This window comes from Methanoregula sp. (assembly GCF_035543475.1).
In the GTDB taxonomy this organism is placed as follows: Archaea; Halobacteriota; Methanomicrobia; order Methanomicrobiales; family Methanospirillaceae; genus Methanoregula.
Genome location: NZ_DATKKA010000019.1, coordinates 1 through 22711, shown reverse-complemented (window position 1 = coordinate 22711; position 22711 = coordinate 1). Strand labels below are relative to the sequence as shown.

The window sequence follows — 22711 nt, the reverse complement described above, 5'->3', positions numbered from 1 at the left end:
ATGTCTTCCAATTTAAATATTAAAGGCATGAATATCTGACAGCGTAATATTAAAACGAATACTTTATCGATCCGACAATCCCATTGACATCCATTAGTCAGATTTCAGGTGCCTACGTCAATGAAAACCGACGAGAAGATTACATTTTTACGATATCCCGGGGGTAAACAACGTCACCTTTCCTATTTTGTCCATTTTCTTCAGCACTCGGAGAATTCCGAGAGACGGTATGTTGAACCATTCCTCGGCGGAGGATCTGTCTTTTTCTTTGTTGAGCCTGAAAAGGCGCTCTTATCAGATAAAAATCATGAACTTATCGACTTATATAATGGAATTCGGGATTTTCCTGATGATGTTTGGGAAAAATACCAAAAATTTCCGAATACAAAACGAGGTTATTACTCTATACGGTCATGGAATCCGGAAGATCTTGATGTACCAACAAAAGCTGCAAGAACGTTATACCTAAACCGCACTTGTTTCAAGGGTATGTGGCGCCACAATGCAAATGGTGAGTTCAACGTTGGATATGGGGGACAGGATCGCAGATGGGCTATTTGCGAAGAGAATCTCAAAGAAGTATCCGAACGGTTAAAACACGCCGAGATCCGATGCGACGATTTTGAAAATATCATAAAAAAATGTTCAAACGGAGATCTCCTCTTCCTTGATCCTCCATATCGGCCTCATGAACGAGAGGAGTTCAACGATCATTATGGCTATGGACAATTTGAATTCAAAGAACAGCAACGTCTTGCAAAGGCCCTGATTCGAGCTTCACGAAAAGGAGTGAAATGGGTAATGACGAATTCCAATCACGAGGATATTCTGAATCTTTATCACGTCTTCTTCCATTATCCTCTTGAAAAAGGAACAGGTGAGATCCCTGGAAAAATTACTAGAAATTGTGGAGAAGTTGTAATTCACAATTTGAGAGAGGCAGCCGTATGAAAATTGAGGGAAAAAACATTCAGAAAAATTCACTTGCCTTACTTGAAGAATTTCTCAAAAAAGAACAAGAGAAAGAAAATGCCGGCGAATACAAAACTTGGAGGTTTGTTGGGTATGTTCTTGATATAAGTTATGATAAAACAACAATCGTTACCTGTGATGCATTTAAGAAATCTGTGGGGGGAATACCAAGAAATTCCCTTCTTATAATGGTACCATCAGAATTTGCAGAAAAAATTCCTCTTCATTTTACCTTACTCCGAGTTTTAGATTCTGCCCCAACGCCATTATCCAAAGAGGTCCAAGAAACATATTTTGAGCTTCAAAAAAGATCCATGCCCGACCTTGATGTTTTTACATTAAGTGAGCTTCAATGGGGGGGGTTAGAAACTGAAGTCCTCGGGATGTTTTATCCCGATCCTAAAAATGTACAGGCAATTGAATTCTCAGGTGACATCAATAACTACGTCAGTGCAATAAATTATCGCGTCTATTCTCCAGATAACATAATTCTTGATACTATTGTAAATTCACTTGTTCCTAAAGATAATCAATTTCCAATTGGCAAATTACGATTAACCGAATGCCAATTTCCTCTTGAAGAGGCCAAATTACCAAATGTTAAAGTTATGGTTTCTCCACGGGATTTTTTGGGGACTCGTACAGCGATGTTTGGGAAAACCCGATTAGGTAAGAGCAATACAATAAAGATTATTGCTCAATCCATTATTGAAACAACTGAAACAACAAAAAATGTGGGACAAATAATATTTGATATAAATGGAGAGTATGCGAATGATAATATTCAGGACAACAATTTTTCATTGAAAAGTGCCTATAAGGATCGTTGCGAGGTGTTTTCCTTTCGTCCCCGACCCAATATAGGAGCACACGTTTTAAAAATAAATTTTTATGAACACACAGAAAGGTCACATAGTATCTTGATAGATTTACTGAATATAGATCAAAGAAATTCTGTGTATATTAAGGGATTTACATCTACAGATATTCCATCAATAGAATCGTTAGGGACCATAACGGATTATGGAGACAAAGTTCGCGCACAACGACGAATTCTTATTTACTGGGCAATTTTAGCAGAAGCGGGTTTTGCGGCGAATGAGGAGTCCCTTAAACGAAAGTTACACAAAATCAATCGGAATGCAAATAGTACCTTTGACCCTTGTCTTCGCAATGAGTTAAGACAAGCCCTATATGCTCCAAACCAACCACCCGAAATTAATTCCTTAAATTCCTTAAAAACAGAATTTAAAAAAGTACAGGATTTTATTCGACGTAGTCCTGGAAGTCCATTTTTAAACTCCGCAACGCCACCACAACCCGGCAACGATCCAGAACCGATTTTTGATGAGGGCGATAAGGCATTATTAAAATTTTTAAACCCAGGTTCGGCAGCTGGGCCAAGGATGATCTATCCGTATCATGATTATCATGATACCGATGCAAAAAATATCTTCACACAAATTTTATCCTTTATTGACGAGGGGAAAACTGTAATCCTCGATTTAGGCAACGCGAATCCAATGATGCGGGTCTATTATTCTGATGAATTATCTAATGAAATTTTTAAACATCAGATGGGAAAATTTACTGAAAATACTTTGAAAGAGGACCAATTTATCCAAGTATATTTCGAAGAAGCTCATAATTTATTTCCCCAGAAAGACGATGTAACAACAATATATTCACGTTTAGCAAAAGAAGGGGCAAAATTTCATATTGGGATGGTATACTCTACCCAATCACCGAGTACAATAAATAAAGATCTTCTCGCTCAAACAGAAAATTTCTTCATAGCGCACATATCCGCTAGAAATGAAGTAAAAGCACTTGCTAATCTTAACGTGGCATATGAAAATATACAAGAAGATATATTGCGGGCAAAAACCCCGGGTTATCTTCGTATTTTAACCCGATCCAATCGATTTGTCATTCCAGTACAAGCGGAAAAATTTTCAATTCCTGAACCTACAAAAAGCGGGGGCAAATAACCAATGCCGTATCGTGCCGGGGGAGGCCTCCCCGCAGAAACTGCAAGTAAATTGGGACACCTTGATGTATTACAAAGCTCGTTGGTCCAACAACTTTGTCAAAATTTTAAAAAACCAGTAATCCCAGTTGCATGTAAAAATATCGGCTGGGAAAATATTCCCGATTCTGGGACTCCATTACGTTATTACATTGGAATTGACGGCTCTTATCAAACCGTTTCATCTGAAGAATCTCCATTTTCGAAGATTACATTTGTAAAAACGGCCCTTGTTCAACTTGATCAACACGCACTCGATAAGATTAACCAAGATACCCCACATCCATTCGAGTTACGTGATTTAATGCGAAAGTCGGCGATATATCATGCGACTGTCTTCCCTCTTCAAAATATCTCTTTCCCTGACATGAATTATATGAATAATTATCATGCAATTCGTCACATCATTTATGATTCTTTAAAGGACCCCTCTCCTCAAATGAAAGGGCAAGTGATGGAGACATTAAAATGGCTTGCTTATCAGAAATGGGGAGATGATGAGCGAGATTTAACTGAATTTGAATGCCCACATTGTGGAAAACTTACCACATTACCATTCGATGCAGAAAAAGGAAGATGTAATGAGGATAGATGTAATGAGGAAATTTTTCTTTCGGATTGGTTAGGTTTTCATCTTGAAATGACAGATGATAGCGCACCAGAACAAATTGCTTCTTCGTATATGTCCGTTCATGAAACTCTTCTTTTAATGACTATAATTCGTGATTATTGGGAAAATAATAGAGATAAAATATCTGAGTGTCTTTTCATCAAAGACGGTCCATTAGCTGTCCGTGCTCAATACTCCAAGATAGTTGATCCTATACGTCGCTTTCTCATTTTTGCACAAAGTAAAGGTTATCCAATCCATATTTTGGGTCAAGAAAAAAGCGGTGGATTTTATGATCATTTTCAATTTATTAGTAAAGAGGTTCCATCAAAGACATTCTTTATTCCTGGTAATGATTATATAAAAAAACAGATTCAAAGACGCCCTGATACCGTAGCAATATATGGAAAATTCACTAATTATGGTACAAAAATATTTGCGAAATTTAACGAATATCAAAAAATAGTCTTAAATATTCCGATAAATCCTCCAACTAATGTAAATCCTGATCCAAAATTAGGAGATGTTATCGGTATTGAGCGGATCTTTAAAACAATTCCTCTACTCTTTACTTATCGACATGACGGGGGGCTATTACCAATAGAACTTGCACATAGTGTGGCTTCATTATCTACATATCCGTCAGCAGAGATTTTAAAAAGATACACAGAATCTCAACAATAAATATCCATTATTTTTTCAAGATGATTCGGAAATTCCTCTTGTCTCATTCGAATAACTTATTTCTCCAATCTCCCTCACTCCCGCCCCCTTCAGCGCCTCATACGTACTCTGCATCCCAATCTCTGGCGGGATAAAAATAATGAATCCATCCCGACCCCGGGTCAGCAGTACCCGATAGCTATTCACGCGCAACCGGTGCGGATCCTTCGCCTTCGAACGTTTAGCCGGTGGACTCTTCCAGAGGCTATCCCATACAAAATCATCTCCCCAACAGATAATGGGGAAATCCAATTCGAGCCCTTGACACGAGAACTCCGTTGCAACATCACGAAGCGCACAACAGGAGTTAAACGAGCTTGGGGGATCGTTGTACCACGGGCCTTCTCGCATATTCTTGGTGTAATTGTATTCATTGTGGATGCCCCACTTCGGGAGATTCTTTGCCTTTGAGGAGGCAAGGAGGCCATAGCGTTTGTCCTCTTGGCCCTTGTACCGCTCCTTCACATAATTTGTTGCGACATTGATGTCCTGCGTAAGGTAGACATCAAAGCCTTGGCTTGTGACGCGTTCTGACAAGGTTTTCGCATGAAGGAGATCGCCTTCGAGTATGGCAGAGATCCATTGGGCAACATCCTCGGCCAGATGAGACCGAAGAGAGACGGAGAGATCGAGAACATTGGTTGTTGCCAACTTTTTTGCTGTGGAAAAAGTTCCGGCAATCTTCTTGGGGCAATGAACGACCCACGGCTTCTGCATTTTGTTGAGTGCATCATTCCATTGCGGTAATCCCGATTCTTCGCCAAGATGGATCTCCTGCCCTTCGCCAATGAGAGCCACCATCAAGCCCCATGAGTTCATCCGTTCCGCTAATCGGAGGAAATCTTCTGGTTCGCTTGTGGCATGTCCTCGCTTCTCATTCACTCGCTCGGCATCCCAAGCCCGTTGCGCTTCATCATAGACCCAGATGTGTTCATGGGGGATCTTTGCCGTCTCCCCACCATACTCTTTCAAGAATCCATGAACATCTTGAACAAAAATTTTATATTTCAAGGCATGTTGAAGCACTTTCACTAAAGGACCATTCCCGGAGAGAAACACTGCGGTATTCTGGATGTTGGAGTCTTCGAGGTGATTCTCATAGACTAGTTGAATTCCCACCAGTGTCTTTCCCGCTCCGGGCACACCGGTCACAAGCGCCAGATGCAGCTCATTGTTTGCCTTCGCAGATTGTGCGATGGAAAGTAACTCTGCGATTGTCTGGGGAATGCCGGCGCTCAACGCTCGTTTGATCTGCGGTAAAGGTTGCTTGTTCCAGATCGTCCGGGCTGCTTCGATTAACGAGGGCAGCGGGGAGTATTCCGAAGAGATCCAGGCTTGAGGATCAATCAGCGGTCCCGCTTCCAATTCAGACTCAAGGGTGAAAACATCGGCGATATGATCTGGCGAGAGAACAATCACGTCCTCATTCCTTCTGATCAAATCCTTGGCTCGTGCGAGAACGAGAATCGGGAGAACGGAATATGGCTGGGAACCCGCATGATAATTTTTCAAATCGCGGGCATATGCAGCAACCTGATCACTATGGGCTTGAAGGAGTGTGGCATAATCTTTGAACTCGAGAACAAAAACACAAGGTCCTAGAATAATAACATCCGGCCGTCTTCCTCGTTCGCGGGGCAATTCGTATTCGAAGATGATCGTATAATCTTGAATTGCGGGTTTGATCTGCACGAGCTGTTTTAACTCACGTTGAAGAATGTCGAACGAATGATCCCACGCAAGAATTTGACTCTGATCTGCCGGAGAATTCATGCATCGTTGATGATGCGCCTGCAATGACGAGAGCCAATCGGATTTCGAGAGCGAGAGAAACGTGTGAATAGATCCGAACCAGCCGCAGGGATTTGTCGTATTCATTCGGTGGGCATCTCGTGTATAATCAATAGTAAGCCTGGGTGGAGGGATAAACATTATGTCTAGGGCGCGATACATCTGAACTTCATACAGTAATCATAACAGGTTCATGTATGGAAGACGATGCCGAATGGATCACGTATCGGGATCAAATATGTTATCCTGTTGAAAAGTATCTCCTCGGATATCCCGTCCGAGATAAAGAACGCCTCATTAGTGCGATAATAAGTAACGCTTTCACGAATGAACCGGTCGATTTTGAAAAACAACTCAAAAAAATTCCAATGGATGAAAGTCTAGAGACAATTGGTGATTTCGTTCTGGATTTTGCAATTATCGAAAATTTTCCCAAAAAAGAACACTCAACTCCCAAGGAAATTAATGATTTGCGGGAATTTTATAGCAACAATCAAACTCTCCAGAGATTTTCAAAAAATTGTATTCATCTACAAAATTTTATCCTCTGGGGGTCAGATCAAAGGACGAACCAGATCTGGAATCAACCGACAACAGAAATTTTAGCAGATCGATTTGAGATGCTTATTGCAGTGATTTATCTGGAAAGAGGAATTGAGGGAGTGAAAGAATTCCTGAAAAAACATAATTTTTTCGACGAGATTGACAAAATAAAGAATATTTAATAATTATTTATTCACGGAGAGTAAGTTAGCTATGGCGGATACATCCACACAACGCGAAGTTGAAAACTGGATTCGTAAATATTGGTTGACGTTAAAATTCAATCAGGATTTCGAACAGAAAAAACTCACATTGGTATCCGGTGGAAGATTTGAATTTGATGCCGTGAACAAAGATGATTCTATCGTTATTAATATATCAACAAGCAGTGCAAAAACATCTGGCGGGAATTTAGGTTCGGGTAAACTTCAAAAAATACGGGCAGACATATATTTTCTTCTCCTTCTACCAGAAACAGTCAAAAGAAAATTATTGGTTTTCACTGAACCAGATATGGTTAATGTGTGCCAAAACGAGAAAACGAAGGGACGAATGCCTCAGAATATTGAAATATGTCTTGTAGATCTCCCGGAAAATATTCGAACAAAGCTTAATGGAGCTAAAAAAATTGCAACAAAAGAAATGACTTCAAAATAAATCTCTTAAAAAATCTATACAAAAGGAGGATCAAGAGACTTCACTGAAGGATGTCAGATAACAATAGGGCCCAAGCCCACGCGGCGTTTGAGCGTCCCTCCTCCCCCAAAATCTCCCCGTAAAACCGTCCGATTGCCCTCCTCAAAAATCAGGGCTCATATAATCCCCCATTCGTTAAAATACGCCCAAATTGAGCTCCATATAATACCCATTAGAGCCCCATAGAGGCACCAGAAACAGCCTTTTTTCTCATCCATAACCAAAAACCAGTCAGGACCCCGAAACCGCCCTCAAAACGCCGATATGAGATCCGTTTATTTCGTCCGATTGCCAAAATACGGCCGATTTGGGCTTGTTTTGAATCGGAGCCCGATACGGGCTTCTTTGAGGTACAAAAAGGGGTCATCGGAGGCCAGATTGAGCCCGGATTAGTGCAGGTCATTCATGGCTGTCTATGGGAGGGGGTTATGATATCTCAAGTAGGATAGGGCAGTGGTCGGAGCCAAATGTCTCTTTTTTATGAGAGCAGTCCTTGATAGAGTTTTCAAGATCCGGAGATACAAGGAAATAATCGATCCTCCATCCCAGATTTTTTTCCTTTACTCCCGGATAATTATGCCACCAGGTATACTCCACGCGATCCGCATTTATTTTCCTGAACGCATCAACCAATCCCAGAGAGAAGAGTTTTTCGAGGTCGTCCCGGTCTTCGGGCAAAAATCCGCTTGTTTTCTTTTTCTGCGAGGCGTTTGCAACATCCAATACATCGCGAGCCGTATTGAAATCCCCACAGATAATGACTGATTTGCCTTCGTCAATTGATTTATTGAGAGCCGAATAACACTCAGAATAAAATGCCCGTTTCATATCCTGGTATTTCGGCTTTGATGCCCCTGTCGGGAAATAACAGTTGTAAAGGACAAAATCCGGATATTCACTGATAAGGATCCGGCCCTCCATATCGAACTGGTTGCTCCCAAACGTCTTGCTTATCCAGGACGGTTTCTTTTTGGAGAGGGTTGCAACGCCACTATAGGGAAATTTGTCTTCCCTGACAGATGATGTGCAGTTGAGAGAGTAACTGCGGGTCAATGGCTCGAAGATTTTTGCTACAGCAGGTTCCTTCAATTTTGTTTCCTGCAGGCAGATGATATCAGGGTTTTCTTCGTTGATAAATTTTAAAAATCCATTATCCATTACATGTTTGAGTCCGTTTACGTTCCATGATATGATTTTCGTCATGAGATCGCTCCTTAATTGTATAATTTTTTAAATTAATTTGTTCTTCCTTCGCCCAGAATGGATCCAAGTCTCGATGACATCGGTGGGAAAGCGTCATACTTTGAAGAAGTATTCAGAAGACTATTAGTCCTCGTGAAAAATAACTTAAATTGAGTATCTATGGATATGGGCCTTTTATTCATAAATAGCGGTATTCAGGATTTATATCTCCCGATTTTTCATAACGACCGGAATTTTGCATTATCCGTTCTTACTGATGCAATGAAAATATGGAGTTCGAAAGAAAGGGAAATACCTCTTTTCCCATCGTGCGCTTTTCAAAAAAGTTCATGTGAGTTTTACGAGATTGCTGATGATCTGGGGAAGGAAAGAAGTAAGTCTCCTATCTTTATCGGCCCGGAGGCAGTATCTGATCAATGCCTGGGTGGAGTAGAATATGCGTGCAAACATGCGTCATATATTTTTTTCGTAGATTTTTGGAATCGGAAAATTGAGACGATAAAATGATCGCGAGGAACTTTCCGGAAGACCCGGACACATTTTCTGACAATAATCTCCAACAATTTGTAAATTTTTATCGACAATCCCCGGATCGTTCAGAAATCTTTAAATCTTATTCCGATCTTCAAAAAATAGTTGAATTATGGAGCAGGCAGAGATCGAAGCAAGTATCAAGGCGTACGAACCATTCCGGCACACCATTGCGATGATCAGGTTCCGGTGCCAGCTCTTCGAATACCTGCTCTCCACCCTTATGGCAAACTGGTGCATCCAGAAAGAACCCCAGCCGGCCATCCACGACTATTACTACGATAACGAGGGTGTGCTCGGCTATGCCGGGCAGGTTATCCCGCCCCGCTTCGAACTCTCGCCGTTCTTTTCAGAAATACGCTGACGCTGCCGGGTCCCGGACACCTCTCACAACGTAATGCACCGGCAGGCTGCCCTTTCGGAAACCATCCCCCCACGGTCACGGATGAGTGCCGTTCGTGGTACGGTTTCCCCGGCATGCTGCCGCCAGGTCCGGCCTCCGGTCTCTTCTTTTCCGGGCGAAAATGCCGGTACCTTTCCGCGTCCGGCATTTTCGCCCGGTCCTGCACGTCCTTTGAATGATCCAATAAAGTTCGCAACGAGGAATCCCTCATGAGAAAACCTTTCATCGTCACCCGTACTGACAGGTGGTTTGCTGCCGGGAGTGCCCGGCTTTTCCGGAATTGGCAGGAGAACGATAATATTCAATGGCCGGGAGGCGGGAGGACCCGGGCCGGCAGGGCAGGCAATTCCCCGGGGGGTGCCGGATGATCGGGACAAGCGCCGGCCTGCTCGAATTCCAGGCGCTCCTGGTCCTCAAGTCCTTTGCCACCCATGTGCTCCCCGGGCGGGTGATGAACCTCCCGCGGTCCTTTTGCGATATTGTCGGGATGCTCAACGGCGGGATGATGATCGGCGTCAAGCTCCGGCGGGTGTACCGGCCAGCCCTGACTCCCGTGCAGGCCGGAAAACTCTTCGGGCCGGACATCTCCCTCATGAAATCGTACTGCGTCCACAAACCCGTGCACCTCGAACTCTGGATCGCGGTCTCCGGAGGCCGGTGGCAGTTCTTTGAGATCGATGGCGACAATGTCCGGGAGGTAAGGCATGCCTGCCCGCCCTGAACAGCCACGGGTGCAGAAACGGATCCCGTCTGTCCCGCTCTTTTTGATCCCCAAGGTGATCCAGGAGCAGATCAAGAAAAAGGGCACCTCGGTCTTCTCGATCTTCGTGGAACGAAGGCTCCACCACCAGTACCGCGTCCGGGTAGAGACGTTCTTCGAGCATTCCCGCCGGGTCCGGGAGGGGAAGGCAGAAAAGCCGGAACCCACCGTGCAGGACGTGCTGGATGTCTGAACACTGCGATGAACCGCTTGTCCTCTTTTGGGTGATGGCGTGTGGACGGCCTGCTTGCTGACGCGGTCTCCCTGCTGGTCGCTCCCGGGCAGGTAGCCGAGGTCCGGGCCCTTTCCGACCAGCACACCCATTCCGGGTACTTTTCCGATCCCGCTGCCCTTGTCCGGGCCACCGGGCCGCTCGATGCCGACCGCTCGGTCATGGGGATCTACATCACGCTCAACCCGGTGAACCCGGCGCTCCTTTCCCGGCGGGCAAACCGGATCAAGCTGCGGTTGTCCCGGCATGATGCGACCACGGCCGACGCAGACATCATACGCCGGCGCTGGCTCCCGGTCGATATCGACCCAAAACGCCCGAGCGGGGTCTCAAGCACCGATGAGGAACATACCCTCGCCCGTGCAAAAGCAGAAGAGATCGCCGGGTGGCTCTCCGGCCTTGGGTTTCCCGAGCCGGTACAGGGGGACTCCGGGAACGGCGCCCACCTGCTCTACCGGATCGATCTCGCAAACGACGAGGCGGCGACAGCCCTCGTGAAAGGCTGCCTTGCCACCCTCGATGCCCTCTTCTCGGACGACCGCGTGGCCGTGGACACGGCAAACTTCAATGCCGGCCGGATCTGGAAACTCTACGGCACGGTCTCAAAAAAAGGCGACGATACCCCGGACCGGCCCCACCGGAGGAGCCGGGTACTCTCGGCCCCAAAAGAGCCGGAGATTGTAGACCCGGACCTGCTCCGGGCACTTGCAGAACGGCTGCCGGATGAGGTCCATGCACAGGCGGCCGTTCCAGTGGAAACAAAGGGGTATAAAAGTATTGCGAATTTGCCGGATTGGCTCAACGAACATGGTATCGCAGTAAAATCGGAAAAGCCCTTTAAAAACGGGAGATTGTACGTGCTGAAACAGTGCCCGTTCTCTTCGGCCCACAAGGACGGTGCATTTGCGATCCGGTTTGCAAGCGGTGCGGTCTTTGCCGGCTGCAAGCACACCTCCTGCGGAGGAGGGACCCAGCGGTGGCAGGAGCTCCGGGAACGGTTCGAACCGGACCGGGCTGCCCGCCGGGAATCCTATGCACAGAAGCAGAAAACGTGGAGCAGGGAACGGGCACAGGCAAAAGCAGAACGCGACGGTTCAACAGATCAGCCTCCGCCGTCACCCTCCCCGGAACCCCCGGTGCCGCCCCCCGGACCGGAACCGCCGGAGGACCCGGATTACCGCAACCGTGCCCTCGACATCCTTGCGCACGGCGACCCGGTGGCATACATGCTTGCCGCGTTCGCACAGGAGCATGTTGGCGATGAGATCCTTGCCCGCTGCCTCATCCTCTCGATGGCATCGCAGGCCGTCAGGAACTCCGACGGCCTCCACGTCTCGGTCACCGGCGAGTCCGGCAAGGGAAAGACCCACGCCTTCCGCAAGATGATGCGCCAGGTGCCGGACGCCTACAAGGTCAAGGGCACGGTGAGCAACAAGGCGCTCTATTACATGAAGGACCTCGTGGCCCGCACCGTCCTGATGAGCGACGATACCGAGCTCTCGGACGGCATCCAGGAGATCCTCAAGTCCGCCACGAGCAACTTCCACGAGCCCATCACGCATACGACGGTCACAAAGGACTTCGCCTCCCGGGTCTGCACGATCCCCGAGCGGTGCGTCTGGTGGATTGCAAAAAAGGAAGGCACCGGCGACGACCAGGTACAGAACCGGATGCTCACCTGCTGGATCGACGAGTCCCCCGAGCAGGACGAACGGGTGCTCGCCGCAAAGCAGGCCCGGGAACGGCTGGACCCGGATGCGGTAATCGAAGAGTCCGAAGAGGTCCGGACCTCCCGGGCCATCTGGGAGGTGCTGCACCGCGAACTGGTCTGGGTGATCATCCCCTGGTCGCAGCGGATCCGGTTCCACGCGATCGCAAACCGGCGCAACCCCGACATGCTCTACGACCTTATCAAGAGCCATGCGGCCCTCTTTTTCCTCCAGCGCCGGCAGAAGAAGAGCGGGGACGGGATGCTGTGCATCTATGCGGAGGAAGCGGATTTTGCCGCAGCAAACGAGGTATTCACGCTCCTGAATAGTACGGCTGGCGGGCAGGAGACAAAGCTCACCCGGAGTGAGGCCGGTCTGCTCGAAGCGATAAAAATTGCCGACCAGCTTGAATATTCCATCCAGGACATGCAACGGCTCACCGGCCGGTCCTACTCGGGGCTGTACAAAATCCTCAAAGGGTATGACAGCCGGGGAAAGATCTACTCGGGCCTTCTGGAGAAATGCCCGGCGATCTCCTTTTGTGACCGGACAGTAACCTCGACAAACGAAGACGGGAATACCGTCCGGAGGAGAGCCGAGGTGTACCTCTGGGACCGGGATCTGTACCGGCAATGGAACAGTGGCGGTGCCTGCTGGCTCCTTCCCGGCCCCGAGAGCGATGACGATGGTACGGGAGGTTCGTTTCCAGCATTGAAGCAGGTTTCCTGCAGTTTTCCAGCAAATGCAGGAACCAATGAAGGTGACCAGCCTTCGCCCGGTTCCTGCAACCGGGCTTGTAATGATGATAATGATCTTCTTAGAAACGATTGTTTGCTGCAAAACCGGAATGATGGTGGTGGAATTGTTGCAGATCCGGAAAACGGTCAATCCCTGTATTTTGCTGGAAATGCTGGAAACAAAAATCAAAAAACAACCGGTAGCCCCGGTTCAGTAAAAAAGAAATGCTCCGTGCCCGGTTTAATGGAAGCAGATTCCGCAACCCTGCAGCAAACTGCAGGAAAACAGCACCCGCTCCGGAGCATCCGGGCAAAAGACTACAAGAAGCTCGATGTCCCGGAGCCCGCAGCCCCGTGCTTTGTCTGCGGGAAGATGGGTGCATGGTTCGTGGAGAAACTCACCAGGGATCGCCGGGCAAGAAAGAAGGATGAGCAGGATGCAAGGAGGCTGTGCCGGTCCTGTTATGCGGCAGCGGTGAAGGCGGAGCAGGAGGCGAGCGTGTCGCTGCCGGGGACGTTCGATCTTTCGAAGATGAAGCAGGTGACAACGGACCTCGGGAAGTGCCCGGTGTGCGGGGTGGCAAAGGTAGAATGGATCGATGAGGAGAGCGGGGTGATGCTGTGCGGGAGGTGTTATGGCCGGGGAAGCTGCACCGGGAAAAGAAAAGGCCGGGGCCTTCAGGGGACGGCCCGGTGACGTACGGGAGCCTGCAGCCGGTATGGCCGGCGGTTTTTGGGACGGGAATACAGGCCCGGGTCAGCCCCTGGTCAGCAGATTAAATAGATGCAGTCCTCGTAGCAGTTCAGGTCAAGGATCCCGCCGGGCATCATACACGAGTACTCGCAGTGGTCCATGCCTTCCCGGGTGCAGGAGGATTTCTCCGGCAAAAATACGGTCGGGTGCAGGCTCGCGATGAGACTGGCGGTGCCGGTCGCGGAGCCCGTGGCCGGTCCGAAGGCAAGGGCCGGGGAGACACAAGAGAGAAGGACCAGGAATGCGACTGCGATCCACGGGACTTTCCGGAAGAACGATCTCATAGGATATTCACCTGACATGGATTTTCGGGCCCGGCATAAAAAGGGATTGCGATGAGTGAAGATGTTCTTTCACTCTTAAACCCGGGCCCGTGCGGGAAAAAATCTGTTTTGGCCGGCCCCTGCCGGCCGGGTTTTCCTACCCCTGTGCGAACTGCAGCAAAGAAGCACCCGCTCCGGAGCATCCGGGGCAAAATCATGCATCAGGCCGCACACCATCGCCGTGTCCGTCTTCCGGCTCATTACGCGAGTAGAGGCAGGACAGCCATGATAAATCCTTCTGTTGGTTCTGATAAGTTGACAATTGATGAAGAATTATTTACGAGAAAGAAAGACCGCAATCAACCGCCAACTTATCAGAACCGGTTTTCTCCGGTTTACAGCCGCATCTTTTCAAACGCGTATGTCCCGACAAGGATCATGACCGTGGAGAAGAGGCAGATAACACAGAAATCAAGCCCTGCAGGGAATTGGTGCATCCCGATGAGGACCCCCCGCAGCCCGTCCACCGCGTAGGTGGCAGGGTTCGCAAGCACAAACGGGATAAGCCAGCCTGGGAGGTTATCGATGGGGAAGAGTGCCCCGGACAAAAAAAAGAGAGGGGTAACAAGGAAGCCCGCGATGAGCTGGAACCCTTCGGGGCTGTCCATCCGGGAGCCAAGCACAAGCCCGATGCCGGTAAAACCAGCGGTAGCCACCAAAAGGAATGCAAAGAGGAGGGCAATTGCAGGCGCTGAAAGGGGAAGCACCGCCATGAATCCCAGGGATGAAAGCAGGCAGCCAAGGAGAAGAAGGATGGCAAGCTGGAACATGGTATCCGTGGACCCTCCAATGACTTTGCCAAAGAACACCGCGGCCCGAGGGAGAGGGGAGACCAGGACCTCTTTTAAAAAATCGATCTTCTTGTCCCAGACAATATAAAGCCCGAAAAAGACCGCGGTAGAGAGCGCGAGCTGGACAAGGATCCCCGGGTAGAGGAAAGCAAGGAAACTGACATTACCAAAGGAGACAAGGGACCCAAAACCGCCCCCGATGATCAGGAGCCAGAGGACCGGGCTGATTACGGCTGCGGCAATCCTCGACGGTTCACGGAAAAAGACCCGGATCTCCCGGTACCACAGTGCGTAGATCCCAAAAAGTACGCTCATCGCATCCTCCCTGCGGCCATGATCTTCTCCGCCCAGCCGCCTTCTGCGGATCCCTCCCGCATCCCCCTGCCCGTGTAATGCAAAAATACGTCCGCGAGCGTTACCGGCAGGATCTCGACAGATTCCACCGGGCCCGACCGGGCAAGGATCTCCTGCAGGTGACTGCCGGCATCCTGCACAGTAAGGCAGATGCCGCCAGGAACCGGTTCGGTTTCCCTGACACTGGAAAGGCCCTGAAATGATTCTCCCGTTCCTTTTGCCCCCCGCAGGATGACCTTGTCTCCTCCCAGCTCCTGCTTGAGCCGGGCCGGGCTGCCCAGCGCTACGATCTTTCCCCGGTCAATGATCGCAAGCCGGTTGCAGAGCCAGTCCGCCTCCTCCATGTAATGGGTCGTAAGAACAATGGTGACTTTTTCTTTTTCCGCCAGGTTTTTGATGTACTTCCAGATATACTCCCGGGCCTGGGGATCGAGCCCAAGTGTTGGTTCATCGAGAAATAAGATCGGCGGCCGGTGCATAAGGCCGCGTGCGAGCTCAAGCCTCCTCCGCATTCCCCCGGAATAATGCTTTACCAGATCATCTCTTCTGTGCGTGAGATCTACCAGCCGGAGAACCTGGGCGATCCTCTGCTCGCAGAGCGGGCCGGTCATATCATACAGCATGCCATGCAGTTTGAGGTTCTCGTAACCCGTAAGCGTCTCATCGGAACTGGGGTCCTGGAAGACAATGCCGATCGATCTCCTGACCCTGCCCGGTTCGGCAACAATATCAAAACCGCTTACGAGTGCAGAACCGGCAGTGGGGCAGACAAGCGTAACAAGCATCATCAGGAGCGTGGTCTTTCCCGCACCATTGGGGCCAAGAAGCCCAAAGACCTCTCCTTCTTCTATCTCAAGGCTGACATTATCGACAGCGGGGAGAGTCCCGTAGGTTTTTACCAGTTCTTTTATGCTGACGGCGGGCATAGGCGGCCTGTTGTTACCGGGGAGTTCTTTTATTCTCGCACTCTTTCTTTTGAGGGGGTACTGCCCGGGGCCGTACAGGCACACATGAATTGTGCCGCAAAGCCTGCCAGTACACCAGCACCATTGCTAAAATTCGGGCAGAATCGGTGAAATAGCCTGCTATAACCGCAGAAAAAATTTCAGTTATAAGAATATTTTAGATTCCATAGGGTTCTTTATTCCTCTATGAGGTACGACAGGGCGTCCCCGTGCGAAAGGATGCCTGCCCGGGCAGGAGAGAAAAACATGGGCACGCCGGCCCGGTTTTCCCGCCGAAAAAGGCCTGCCTCTCCGGTTACCGCCCCTGCAGAAATGGTACAAAGGCATTCCGGACCTGGTTTCCCGCGGGGTTTTTTCGGCCTTTCCCGGGGGGAACCCCATGGATAAACCGAAGATCAAAAAATTACTCTGCCAAGTATCCGAGGGGTCCCTCTCGGTGGACGAGGCAATACTGCAGTTCCGGATCGAACCTTTCAAAGACTTGGGATTTGCAAAAGTAGACCACCACCGGAGCCTGCGGAAGGGTACGGCAGAAGTGATCTACGGTGACGGGAAGACCCCGCAGCAGATTGCAGAGATCTCGTCAGCGATGCTTGCGCACGGTCAGAAAACGGTGCTGATCACACGGATGGACCCGGAGGCAGCAGAAGTTGTCGGCACGAGCGTTCCCCTGAGATACCACAGGACCGGCAGGATAGGCATTGCTGGCGAACTGCCCGAACCTGACGGGAAAGGAACGATTGTTATAGCCACGGCAGGGACCTGCGATATCCCGGTCGCCGAGGAAGCAGCGCTCACCGCTCTTGCGCTGGGAAACGAGATCACCCGGGTTTATGACGTTGGCGTAGCCGGCCTGCACCGCCTGCTTGCCCATGTTGACGATATCATGAGCGCACGGGTTATTATTGCCGTTGCCGGGATGGAAGGGGCGCTGCCCAGCGTGATTGGCGGCCTTGCGGACTGCCCGGTCATTGCCGTACCAACAAGTATCGGGTACGGCACCTCCTTTGGAGGACTTACCGCTCTCTTTTCCATGTTAAACTCCTGCGCAAGCGGAGTGAGCGTGGTAAATATCGACAATGGCTTTGGGGCCGGTTACCTAGCAAGCATGATCAACCATATCGGGGTGGATTAAAAATATGCTGGTGCCCTACCTGGACTGCAGCATGGGTGCAGAAAAGGATCCCGTCTGTCCCGCTCTTTTTGATTCCCAAGGTGATCCAGGAGCAGATCAAGAAAAAGGGCACCTCGGTCTTCTCGATCTTCGTGGAACGAAGGCTCCACCACCAGTACCGCGTCCGGGTCGAGACATTCTTCGAGCATTCCCGCCGGGTCCTGGAGGGGAAGGCGGAGCAGGAGGCGTGCGTGTCCCTGCCGGGGACGTTCGATCTCTCGAAGATGATGCAGGTGACAAAGGATCCCGGGAAGTGCCCGGTCTGCGGGGTCGCAAAGGTGGAGTGGATCGAGGAGGAGAGCGGGGTGATGCTGTGCGGGAGGTGTTATGGGAGGGAGAGGAGGAAAGGTGAGACTGAGGGAGATTAGGTGCGATGCAGATTATGAAAGAGAGATCACTCTCTTCTTAATATCACTTTCACCCTCCCCACGGTCTGACTTTTATTATGTCTTTTTCGGGATGCTTAACCGAAAGCTTTCTCATTTAGTAATTCTGTATACATACGGTATAGATACAGTATGGGGAAAACTTTCGAGGGAAAATCAAATAGCAAATATAATTACGTCGGTTTACCGAAGGAAATGTCAGAAGAAATTCAGAGGATAATAGAATCTGATAAAAGGCTTGGGTTCGTATCAATGCAGGAATTCGTAAAAGAGGCGGTACGAAGAAGTATCGTAGAATACGGGGGGATAGGGAAAAATGAAGAGTCCAAATAACGCTTATAAGATACCAGAAGCATCATCCTCTCTTAATGACGAGGAGAAATTGGTCCTTTTTGCCATAGGCTCTTTAGATTACGCCCCGATACGAAGTAAAATTAAAATTCAGAAAATCCTGTTTCTCGTGTCGAACGTATTCAAAGGTTTTCAGGATTTATTGGATTATGAACCCCATCTTTTTGGGCCATATAGCGAAACTCTCGATTATGTTCTTGAATCTTTGATCAAGCTTGGTCTGGTAAAACGAGAGGGAAGCTTCTATCGTCTCACTGATGAAGGAGAGACCCTTGTTAATTCATTAAGGCCAAAACCGGAACTTCTGGCTGTTATTAACGATTTCAAATCTTTCCTTAATGACCTCACTGATGAAGAGATACTGGTTTTTGTTTATGTTTCATATCCTCAATTCATCAGTGAATCTGTGAAATGGGACGAATTAAAACCAAAACGGGTTTCAATTGCCCTCTCTTTGTTAAATAAAAGCAAAATCAGTTTTTCAAAAGCAGCGGAAATCGCCGGTATGAATGCTGTCGATTTTGACAAACTCTTAAAAGATCGGGGTATGCCGTGGAGAGCGCTTGCGTAACCAAAATCCTTGATAATTCGGCTATATCCGCATTTATCAACGATATACCCTCAGTACAGGTATTGGTCATCTGCTCGAAACAATATGCGTTAGTGAGCAGCATCGAAGTGTATTTTGAGGCAGTAACGGGATCCGATCAAAAAACAATTGATTCGTGTTTTTCAAAAATTCAGGTCATCGATAAAAACCCTCAGGAAATGTATGGGGAACTCATAGCAGATTTATCAGACAGATATCCCTACCTTCATAAAGGTGATATTTCCTCCTTCCTTGTTGCCTACCTGGATTATGCTACGAATGGGAAACCCCATTATCTCGTGACAGATGATTGGACACTTCGCAGAAGGATCCCCGATCTTCTCACATTTATGGCATCAAAAGGTGGTACATACAATAAATCCCCTCACATTAACGTAACTGGAATTATTGGCTTAATGAGACACATTGCCGATAATGGAGAACTTTCAGATTCAGATATTGAAGCAATTATAGCGGATCTAAAAAGAAGCACATTTTATGTAACAGAAGATCTTTTATCCTATTTAAGAAGTGGAAAGAAATGAAACTCCGAGTGAAAGTCGAAGAAGTGGACGAACAGATCCTGACACGAGTTCTTGATATCCAGTTTCCCGGAAAATCATTAAAAAGTCCCATTAAGGCAATAAATAAAGCAACGTCGCTTGACGGCTTGAACGAAATATTTCATGAAGTAACTCCCAAAAATCTTGAAGAGATTAAGGGAAATAGCACCGAAGAACGGATATTTAATCAGAAAATTCAGAAGGGCCTTGTCAGTAATTCAATAAATTTTGTTCTTTTAAGATACACGGGAGAAATCGTCCCAAAACCCGATGACATGGAAACATTGGTTGATCTACAATATGTGTACAGTGACGCAGCTATTATCCCCTCCTGCCCGGGACTTTTTAAAAATGACGATAGCGTGGGATGTGCGTTTTGGGACACTTTTATTGAGTATGTGGGTTCGTATTTACAAACCGTTGAAACGCTGAATAAAAAAACCGTTATAGGTTTAATTCCGCATCAGATGCCGAGAACGTGGATTCCGACACTCCTGGACTATTATCATGATCGGGACATCACTTCCTTTATTATTGACAGTGACAGGTCTTCCTTGTATAGCAATCTCTCATGGATTCAGAGTATCCAGCGGGCATTACGCAAGCTGAATATTATCGATGAAGGATTTATTTACGACATTAATTCAGAACGCGGAAAATTCCTTAAAAATGCCGATGTAGTATTGGCAAAAGATTTTGTCGGGCTTGGTTTGGGTGTAGACATTTTAGGAAATATGCATCTTGGGCCTCGCCTTGATGCCACAGCATGGAAAAAAATAAAAACTGGTCCTTATCGTGGCCCTCGCGTTTTTGATCCAGAAACATATGGATACATGCGTATTCCCGCGCTAACCCAACCTGTGGCGAATACTGAGAATATACGGCGTCAATATGGGGAGTTAATTAAAATCAGATCCGTATTAAAAGAAAACTCCACCGTTGCGGATTATTTAAATACAAAAGAATTGATTGAAACGAACCAAGTTACAGAAAGAGTTCGGGATTTCAAAAAGCACGTTATTGAATCTCGCACAGCACAAAGCACCTTATTTGACGCCGGGTGAGCGTTGGACATTCGCATTTTTTTTTTTTTTTGAAATTAGGCACAGGAGTTAGTACTATCCGTCTGCTGTTTGGTCATCCTTTTTAACACTGTCTTATGGATCCAAACTTTTTCCTATACCGGGAAAAGTTCCCCCAGAGCACGTTTCCCCTTCCCTCCTTCTGTTGGTTCAGTCACGGCTAAGTACCCCCGCTCCCAACCATTCCTCACCCAACGGCGCCCGAGGGTGAAGGAAAAACCATGACTGACTTTGTTCAGACCAACGAGATTAAACGGTCCGTCAGGACATTGACGGCCCCGATCGAGGACATTGCGACGTTTGATTCCATCGTCGCTTCCCTGATCGCAAACAACCCTCTTGGGTGTGTACCGTATATGAGCGCCGGGATGTCCCATCCCGGTATGGAAAAGACCAAAGAGGCCTACACGGTCCGGATCATCTACCAGGACAATGAGGCCAACGTGGCCGGGACAGGAACGCACAAGTTTGCAAGCCTTGCCGGCTATACCAACGGTGCAGCCGCACTCCTTGCGGACACGGCCCTGAACAGTGCGCACGGCGGCATCCCCGCCCACGAGATGGACAGCGACACGTTCTCAGCGACCATCAAGTGCAGCGACGCAAACGGCGAGATCTACAACCTCCTGCTTGCCCGCGACAAGGTGACGCTCTCGTCCTATGAGGATGAGTCCATCCGCACCAAGGTCGAGGCCTGGGCCGATTCCGTGCCGGAGCTGGCCTGAAGGAACGCCGCAAAACGGCGGGAAGGCCACGGGATACGAAGTTCCCGGACAACCCTCTCCCCCGCCGTTTTTTTGCGAAAGGGCCATGATGGATAACGAATTTTTGGGAATTATTGTCGGGCTCGTCCTCCCGCTCTATCCCCTGCTCTTTGCCATCCACCAGAAGATCGGCAGGTACGATGAGATCGTCGAGGAGTTCAAGAAACTCCGGGACGAGCACCGGAATTTCCGGGAGAAATACCATGGAACCGATAACTGACACAGAGGACAGAACAGTAAAACCGCCGGTCGCCACCGTGACCGGCCTGTACCGGGGCACGTTTGCCGGCCTTGTACCGCTCACGACAAAGACCCCGCTTACGCAGGACCAGGTGCGCCGGAACCCGGTCTTCTACGAGCTCGACCTGAACCATGACTACGCGGACGAGAACCTGATCATCGACCTCGTCTACGACAACCTCTCGCCAATGCGGCTGCCGGACCTGTACCGCGGGACCGACCTTCCCCGGGGTATCCGGTTCTGGCCGGACTGGTTTTGTATCCCGCCGTACGACGAGATGCACGACATTGACGGCCGCCGGGTGTACCCGCGTGCGCCGGGCATCCACACCGTGCAGATCCGGACCGCCTGCCGGAAGTTTGCGCAGATAGGACGGGCGCGGGATTTCTCGCCGGAAAATGGCGGCTCCACGAGCCCGGTCTTTGAGATCCTGATCGCCGGTGAAGACGATGTTTGAGAACGAGAAAGTGACCCGGTGCACCATCTGCGGCACCGGGGTCCTCCTCGGTGTCATCTTTCTTCTGGCACATTTCCCGGTCATCCTTCTGGTTGTGCCGGTCGGAGTGCTCTTCCTCGGCCTTGTAGCCGACCCGGAGGAGACCCACGCGGTCTGGTACGGGATGCTTTCCACGCTCGGCATCTTCGACCTGTCCGGGCTGACGGATGCAGAGCGGTCGAACTATGCTGAGAAACGGCACTACTTCTGGTTTGGCGAAGTTGCAATGGCCTCGGTGCTTGCCGGGATCTTTGCAGTCCCGCTTGGGATCTTTCTTGCGGGCCGGGCGGAGACGACCCTGGCGTTCATCGGCGCAAGCGTCGTGTTCCTGCCGCTCTTCGTGTTCCTGCCCAAGCTGGTCCGGAAAGCGATGAAAGCGGATGTGGACGCAGCGATCGAAGCGTTCGGGAAGAACGAGCACACGAAAAAAGTGTTCTGGTCGATGTTCGCATCGATGACCGGCCTCGTGCTTGCCCGGGTTCTGGACCCGGTGACGGCTCAGCAGGTCGTGGGGGTGATTACGGGGATGGGGGGGTGAATTAAATTATCAGGACCCTTCAGCATTTTTTATTCCTTGTTTTCAGGATGGAATAACCTTTCAGAAACGAGAGATGTATTGATCCTCTGAAAAACCAGGGTGAGCAGGTAAATGCCGAATACTATACTTGTGATGAAGAAACTCACCGGGTATGGTTCATAAAACGAGACAAAAAGCCCGATCCACGTCGCCATGAGAGCAATGAACACAGAGATTATTATCCCGTGGATGGGTTGTTTGGATAATCGTTGAGCGATCGCTGCCGGTGTCACCATTAATGCGAAAATAAGAAGGACTCCGACAACCTGGACGGAAATCGATGTCGCTACCGCGACTAAAAGCATGAAAATTACGCCGAGCAAGAGGGTGGGCAGTCCTTTTGCCTCGGCCACATCTTCATC

General features: G+C 48.9%; 24 protein-coding genes. 18 read left to right on the top strand and 6 right to left on the bottom strand.

Annotated features, from left to right (window positions below):
- The first annotated feature begins 120 nt into the window (after nucleotides 1-120).
- Genes VMS83_RS06365 through VMS83_RS06355 form a run of 3 tightly spaced genes read left to right on the top strand, consistent with a single transcriptional unit; the run spans nucleotide 121 to nucleotide 4295 of the window.
- Nucleotides 121-951 carry a Dam family site-specific DNA-(adenine-N6)-methyltransferase gene (locus VMS83_RS06365; protein ID WP_325410984.1) on the top strand — a complete coding sequence of 277 codons (831 nt, stop codon included), beginning with the start codon at nucleotides 121-123 and terminating at the stop codon, nucleotides 949-951.
- Nucleotides 948-2963, top strand: coding sequence for an ATP-binding protein (locus VMS83_RS06360; RefSeq protein WP_325410982.1), 2016 nt, complete (start codon nucleotides 948-950; stop codon nucleotides 2961-2963). The genes VMS83_RS06365 and VMS83_RS06360 overlap by 4 nt, the downstream gene beginning before the upstream one ends.
- Before the next feature lie 3 nt (nucleotides 2964-2966).
- On the top strand, nucleotides 2967-4295 hold the full coding sequence (locus VMS83_RS06355) for a hypothetical protein (RefSeq protein ID WP_325410980.1): 1329 nt from the start codon (nucleotides 2967-2969) through the stop codon (nucleotides 4293-4295).
- A 15-nt stretch (nucleotides 4296-4310) separates the two neighbouring features.
- On the opposite strand, the gene VMS83_RS06350 is transcribed toward VMS83_RS06355, so the two are convergent.
- The gene (locus VMS83_RS06350; RefSeq protein ID WP_325410978.1) at nucleotides 4311-6212 is read right to left on the bottom strand and encodes a DUF2075 domain-containing protein; all 1902 of its coding nucleotides are present in this window, start codon (nucleotides 6210-6212) and stop codon (nucleotides 4311-4313) included.
- 110 nt (nucleotides 6213-6322) lie between these two features.
- Here VMS83_RS06350 and VMS83_RS06345 point away from each other — a divergent pair, with 110 nt between their 5' ends.
- Together VMS83_RS06345 and VMS83_RS06340 are read left to right on the top strand one after the other, a co-directional pair.
- A complete protein-coding gene (locus tag VMS83_RS06345) occupies nucleotides 6323-6850 on the top strand; it encodes a ribonuclease III domain-containing protein (RefSeq protein WP_325410975.1) in 528 nt (175 codons plus the stop codon).
- A gap of 31 nt (nucleotides 6851-6881) precedes the next feature.
- Complete coding sequence (locus tag VMS83_RS06340) at nucleotides 6882-7325, top strand: hypothetical protein (RefSeq protein WP_325410974.1); 444 nt, start codon at nucleotides 6882-6884, stop codon at nucleotides 7323-7325.
- A gap of 465 nt (nucleotides 7326-7790) precedes the next feature.
- On the opposite strand, the gene VMS83_RS06335 is transcribed toward VMS83_RS06340, so the two are convergent.
- Nucleotides 7791-8567 (bottom strand): exodeoxyribonuclease III, encoded by a 777-nt coding sequence (locus VMS83_RS06335; RefSeq protein WP_325410972.1) that lies wholly within the window; start codon nucleotides 8565-8567, stop codon nucleotides 7791-7793.
- 643 nt (nucleotides 8568-9210) lie between these two features.
- Here VMS83_RS06335 and VMS83_RS06330 point away from each other — a divergent pair.
- From VMS83_RS06330 to VMS83_RS06315, 4 genes are all read left to right on the top strand, one after another.
- A complete protein-coding gene (locus VMS83_RS06330; RefSeq protein ID WP_325410970.1) occupies nucleotides 9211-9462 on the top strand; it encodes a hypothetical protein in 252 nt (83 codons plus the stop codon).
- A 343-nt stretch (nucleotides 9463-9805) separates the two neighbouring features.
- On the top strand, nucleotides 9806-10222 hold the full coding sequence (locus VMS83_RS06325) for a hypothetical protein (protein ID WP_325410968.1): 417 nt from the start codon (nucleotides 9806-9808) through the stop codon (nucleotides 10220-10222).
- A complete protein-coding gene (locus tag VMS83_RS06320) occupies nucleotides 10206-10454 on the top strand; it encodes a hypothetical protein (protein WP_325410966.1) in 249 nt (82 codons plus the stop codon). Before VMS83_RS06325 ends, VMS83_RS06320 begins: the two co-directional genes overlap by 17 nt.
- A gap of 41 nt (nucleotides 10455-10495) precedes the next feature.
- Nucleotides 10496-13636, top strand: a complete 3141-nt coding sequence (locus VMS83_RS06315; RefSeq protein ID WP_325410964.1) for a hypothetical protein — start codon at nucleotides 10496-10498, stop codon at nucleotides 13634-13636.
- Nucleotides 13637-13707: 71 nt separating this feature from the next.
- Here VMS83_RS06315 and VMS83_RS06310 read toward each other — a convergent pair whose 3' ends face one another.
- The 3 genes from VMS83_RS06310 to VMS83_RS06300 all read right to left on the bottom strand — a co-directional run bounded on the left by VMS83_RS06310 (nucleotide 13708) and on the right by VMS83_RS06300 (nucleotide 16087).
- Nucleotides 13708-13977 carry a hypothetical protein gene (locus VMS83_RS06310; protein ID WP_325410962.1) on the bottom strand — a complete coding sequence of 90 codons (270 nt, stop codon included), beginning with the start codon at nucleotides 13975-13977 and terminating at the stop codon, nucleotides 13708-13710.
- Between the two features lie 374 nt (nucleotides 13978-14351).
- On the bottom strand, nucleotides 14352-15122 hold the full coding sequence (locus VMS83_RS06305) for an ABC transporter permease (protein ID WP_325410960.1): 771 nt from the start codon (nucleotides 15120-15122) through the stop codon (nucleotides 14352-14354).
- Entirely contained in the window at nucleotides 15119-16087 is a 969-nt protein-coding gene (locus tag VMS83_RS06300; protein ID WP_325410958.1) for an ATP-binding cassette domain-containing protein, read from the bottom strand. The genes VMS83_RS06305 and VMS83_RS06300 overlap by 4 nt, the downstream gene beginning before the upstream one ends.
- A gap of 418 nt (nucleotides 16088-16505) precedes the next feature.
- Here VMS83_RS06300 and larB point away from each other — a divergent pair, with 418 nt between their 5' ends.
- From larB to VMS83_RS06255, 9 genes are all read left to right on the top strand, one after another.
- On the top strand, nucleotides 16506-17261 hold the full coding sequence (gene larB / locus VMS83_RS06295) for a nickel pincer cofactor biosynthesis protein LarB (protein WP_325410956.1): 756 nt from the start codon (nucleotides 16506-16508) through the stop codon (nucleotides 17259-17261).
- 35 nt (nucleotides 17262-17296) lie between these two features.
- A complete protein-coding gene (locus VMS83_RS06290) occupies nucleotides 17297-17668 on the top strand; it encodes a hypothetical protein (protein WP_325410954.1) in 372 nt (123 codons plus the stop codon).
- Nucleotides 17669-18002: 334 nt separating this feature from the next.
- The gene (locus VMS83_RS06285) at nucleotides 18003-18608 is read left to right on the top strand and encodes a UPF0175 family protein (RefSeq protein ID WP_325410953.1); all 606 of its coding nucleotides are present in this window, start codon (nucleotides 18003-18005) and stop codon (nucleotides 18606-18608) included.
- A gap of 92 nt (nucleotides 18609-18700) precedes the next feature.
- Nucleotides 18701-19171 carry a hypothetical protein gene (locus tag VMS83_RS06280; protein ID WP_325410951.1) on the top strand — a complete coding sequence of 157 codons (471 nt, stop codon included), beginning with the start codon at nucleotides 18701-18703 and terminating at the stop codon, nucleotides 19169-19171.
- A gap of 8 nt (nucleotides 19172-19179) precedes the next feature.
- The gene (locus VMS83_RS06275) at nucleotides 19180-20253 is read left to right on the top strand and encodes a hypothetical protein (RefSeq protein WP_325410949.1); all 1074 of its coding nucleotides are present in this window, start codon (nucleotides 19180-19182) and stop codon (nucleotides 20251-20253) included.
- A gap of 239 nt (nucleotides 20254-20492) precedes the next feature.
- Complete coding sequence (locus tag VMS83_RS06270; protein ID WP_325410948.1) at nucleotides 20493-20996, top strand: hypothetical protein; 504 nt, start codon at nucleotides 20493-20495, stop codon at nucleotides 20994-20996.
- A gap of 85 nt (nucleotides 20997-21081) precedes the next feature.
- Complete coding sequence (locus tag VMS83_RS06265; protein ID WP_325410946.1) at nucleotides 21082-21255, top strand: hypothetical protein; 174 nt, start codon at nucleotides 21082-21084, stop codon at nucleotides 21253-21255.
- Nucleotides 21239-21733, top strand: coding sequence for a hypothetical protein (locus VMS83_RS06260; RefSeq protein WP_325410944.1), 495 nt, complete (start codon nucleotides 21239-21241; stop codon nucleotides 21731-21733). Before VMS83_RS06265 ends, VMS83_RS06260 begins: the two co-directional genes overlap by 17 nt.
- A complete protein-coding gene (locus VMS83_RS06255) occupies nucleotides 21726-22310 on the top strand; it encodes a hypothetical protein (RefSeq protein WP_325410942.1) in 585 nt (194 codons plus the stop codon). Before VMS83_RS06260 ends, VMS83_RS06255 begins: the two co-directional genes overlap by 8 nt.
- A gap of 29 nt (nucleotides 22311-22339) precedes the next feature.
- Here VMS83_RS06255 and VMS83_RS06250 read toward each other — a convergent pair.
- Nucleotides 22340-22711: metal ABC transporter permease (locus VMS83_RS06250; RefSeq protein ID WP_325410940.1), on the bottom strand; the 372-nt coding region annotated here is incomplete at its 5' end.

What these genes read in the sequence shown, in the direction of transcription:
- VMS83_RS06365 (WP_325410984.1), top strand. Translation starts at nt 121, where the DNA reads ATGAAAACCGACGAGAAGATTACATTTTTACGATATCCCGGGGGTAAA.
- VMS83_RS06360 (WP_325410982.1), top strand. Translation starts at nt 948, where the DNA reads ATGAAAATTGAGGGAAAAAACATTCAGAAAAATTCACTTGCCTTACTT.
- VMS83_RS06355 (WP_325410980.1), top strand. Translation starts at nt 2,967, where the DNA reads ATGCCGTATCGTGCCGGGGGAGGCCTCCCCGCAGAAACTGCAAGTAAA.
- VMS83_RS06350 (WP_325410978.1), bottom strand. Translation starts at nt 6,212, where the DNA reads ATGAATACGACAAATCCCTGCGGCTGGTTCGGATCTATTCACACGTTT.
- VMS83_RS06345 (WP_325410975.1), top strand. Translation starts at nt 6,323, where the DNA reads ATGGAAGACGATGCCGAATGGATCACGTATCGGGATCAAATATGTTAT.
- VMS83_RS06340 (WP_325410974.1), top strand. Translation starts at nt 6,882, where the DNA reads ATGGCGGATACATCCACACAACGCGAAGTTGAAAACTGGATTCGTAAA.
- VMS83_RS06335 (WP_325410972.1), bottom strand. Translation starts at nt 8,567, where the DNA reads ATGACGAAAATCATATCATGGAACGTAAACGGACTCAAACATGTAATG.
- VMS83_RS06330 (WP_325410970.1), top strand. Translation starts at nt 9,211, where the DNA reads ATGGAGCAGGCAGAGATCGAAGCAAGTATCAAGGCGTACGAACCATTC.
- VMS83_RS06325 (WP_325410968.1), top strand. Translation starts at nt 9,806, where the DNA reads ATGGCCGGGAGGCGGGAGGACCCGGGCCGGCAGGGCAGGCAATTCCCC.
- VMS83_RS06320 (WP_325410966.1), top strand. Translation starts at nt 10,206, where the DNA reads ATGCCTGCCCGCCCTGAACAGCCACGGGTGCAGAAACGGATCCCGTCT.
- VMS83_RS06310 (WP_325410962.1), bottom strand. Translation starts at nt 13,977, where the DNA reads ATGAGATCGTTCTTCCGGAAAGTCCCGTGGATCGCAGTCGCATTCCTG.
- VMS83_RS06305 (WP_325410960.1), bottom strand. Translation starts at nt 15,122, where the DNA reads ATGAGCGTACTTTTTGGGATCTACGCACTGTGGTACCGGGAGATCCGG.
- VMS83_RS06300 (WP_325410958.1), bottom strand. Translation starts at nt 16,087, where the DNA reads ATGCCCGCCGTCAGCATAAAAGAACTGGTAAAAACCTACGGGACTCTC.
- larB (WP_325410956.1), top strand. Translation starts at nt 16,506, where the DNA reads ATGGATAAACCGAAGATCAAAAAATTACTCTGCCAAGTATCCGAGGGG.
- VMS83_RS06285 (WP_325410953.1), top strand. Translation starts at nt 18,003, where the DNA reads ATGAAGAGTCCAAATAACGCTTATAAGATACCAGAAGCATCATCCTCT.
- VMS83_RS06270 (WP_325410948.1), top strand. Translation starts at nt 20,493, where the DNA reads ATGACTGACTTTGTTCAGACCAACGAGATTAAACGGTCCGTCAGGACA.
- VMS83_RS06265 (WP_325410946.1), top strand. Translation starts at nt 21,082, where the DNA reads ATGATGGATAACGAATTTTTGGGAATTATTGTCGGGCTCGTCCTCCCG.
- VMS83_RS06260 (WP_325410944.1), top strand. Translation starts at nt 21,239, where the DNA reads ATGGAACCGATAACTGACACAGAGGACAGAACAGTAAAACCGCCGGTC.
- VMS83_RS06255 (WP_325410942.1), top strand. Translation starts at nt 21,726, where the DNA reads ATGTTTGAGAACGAGAAAGTGACCCGGTGCACCATCTGCGGCACCGGG.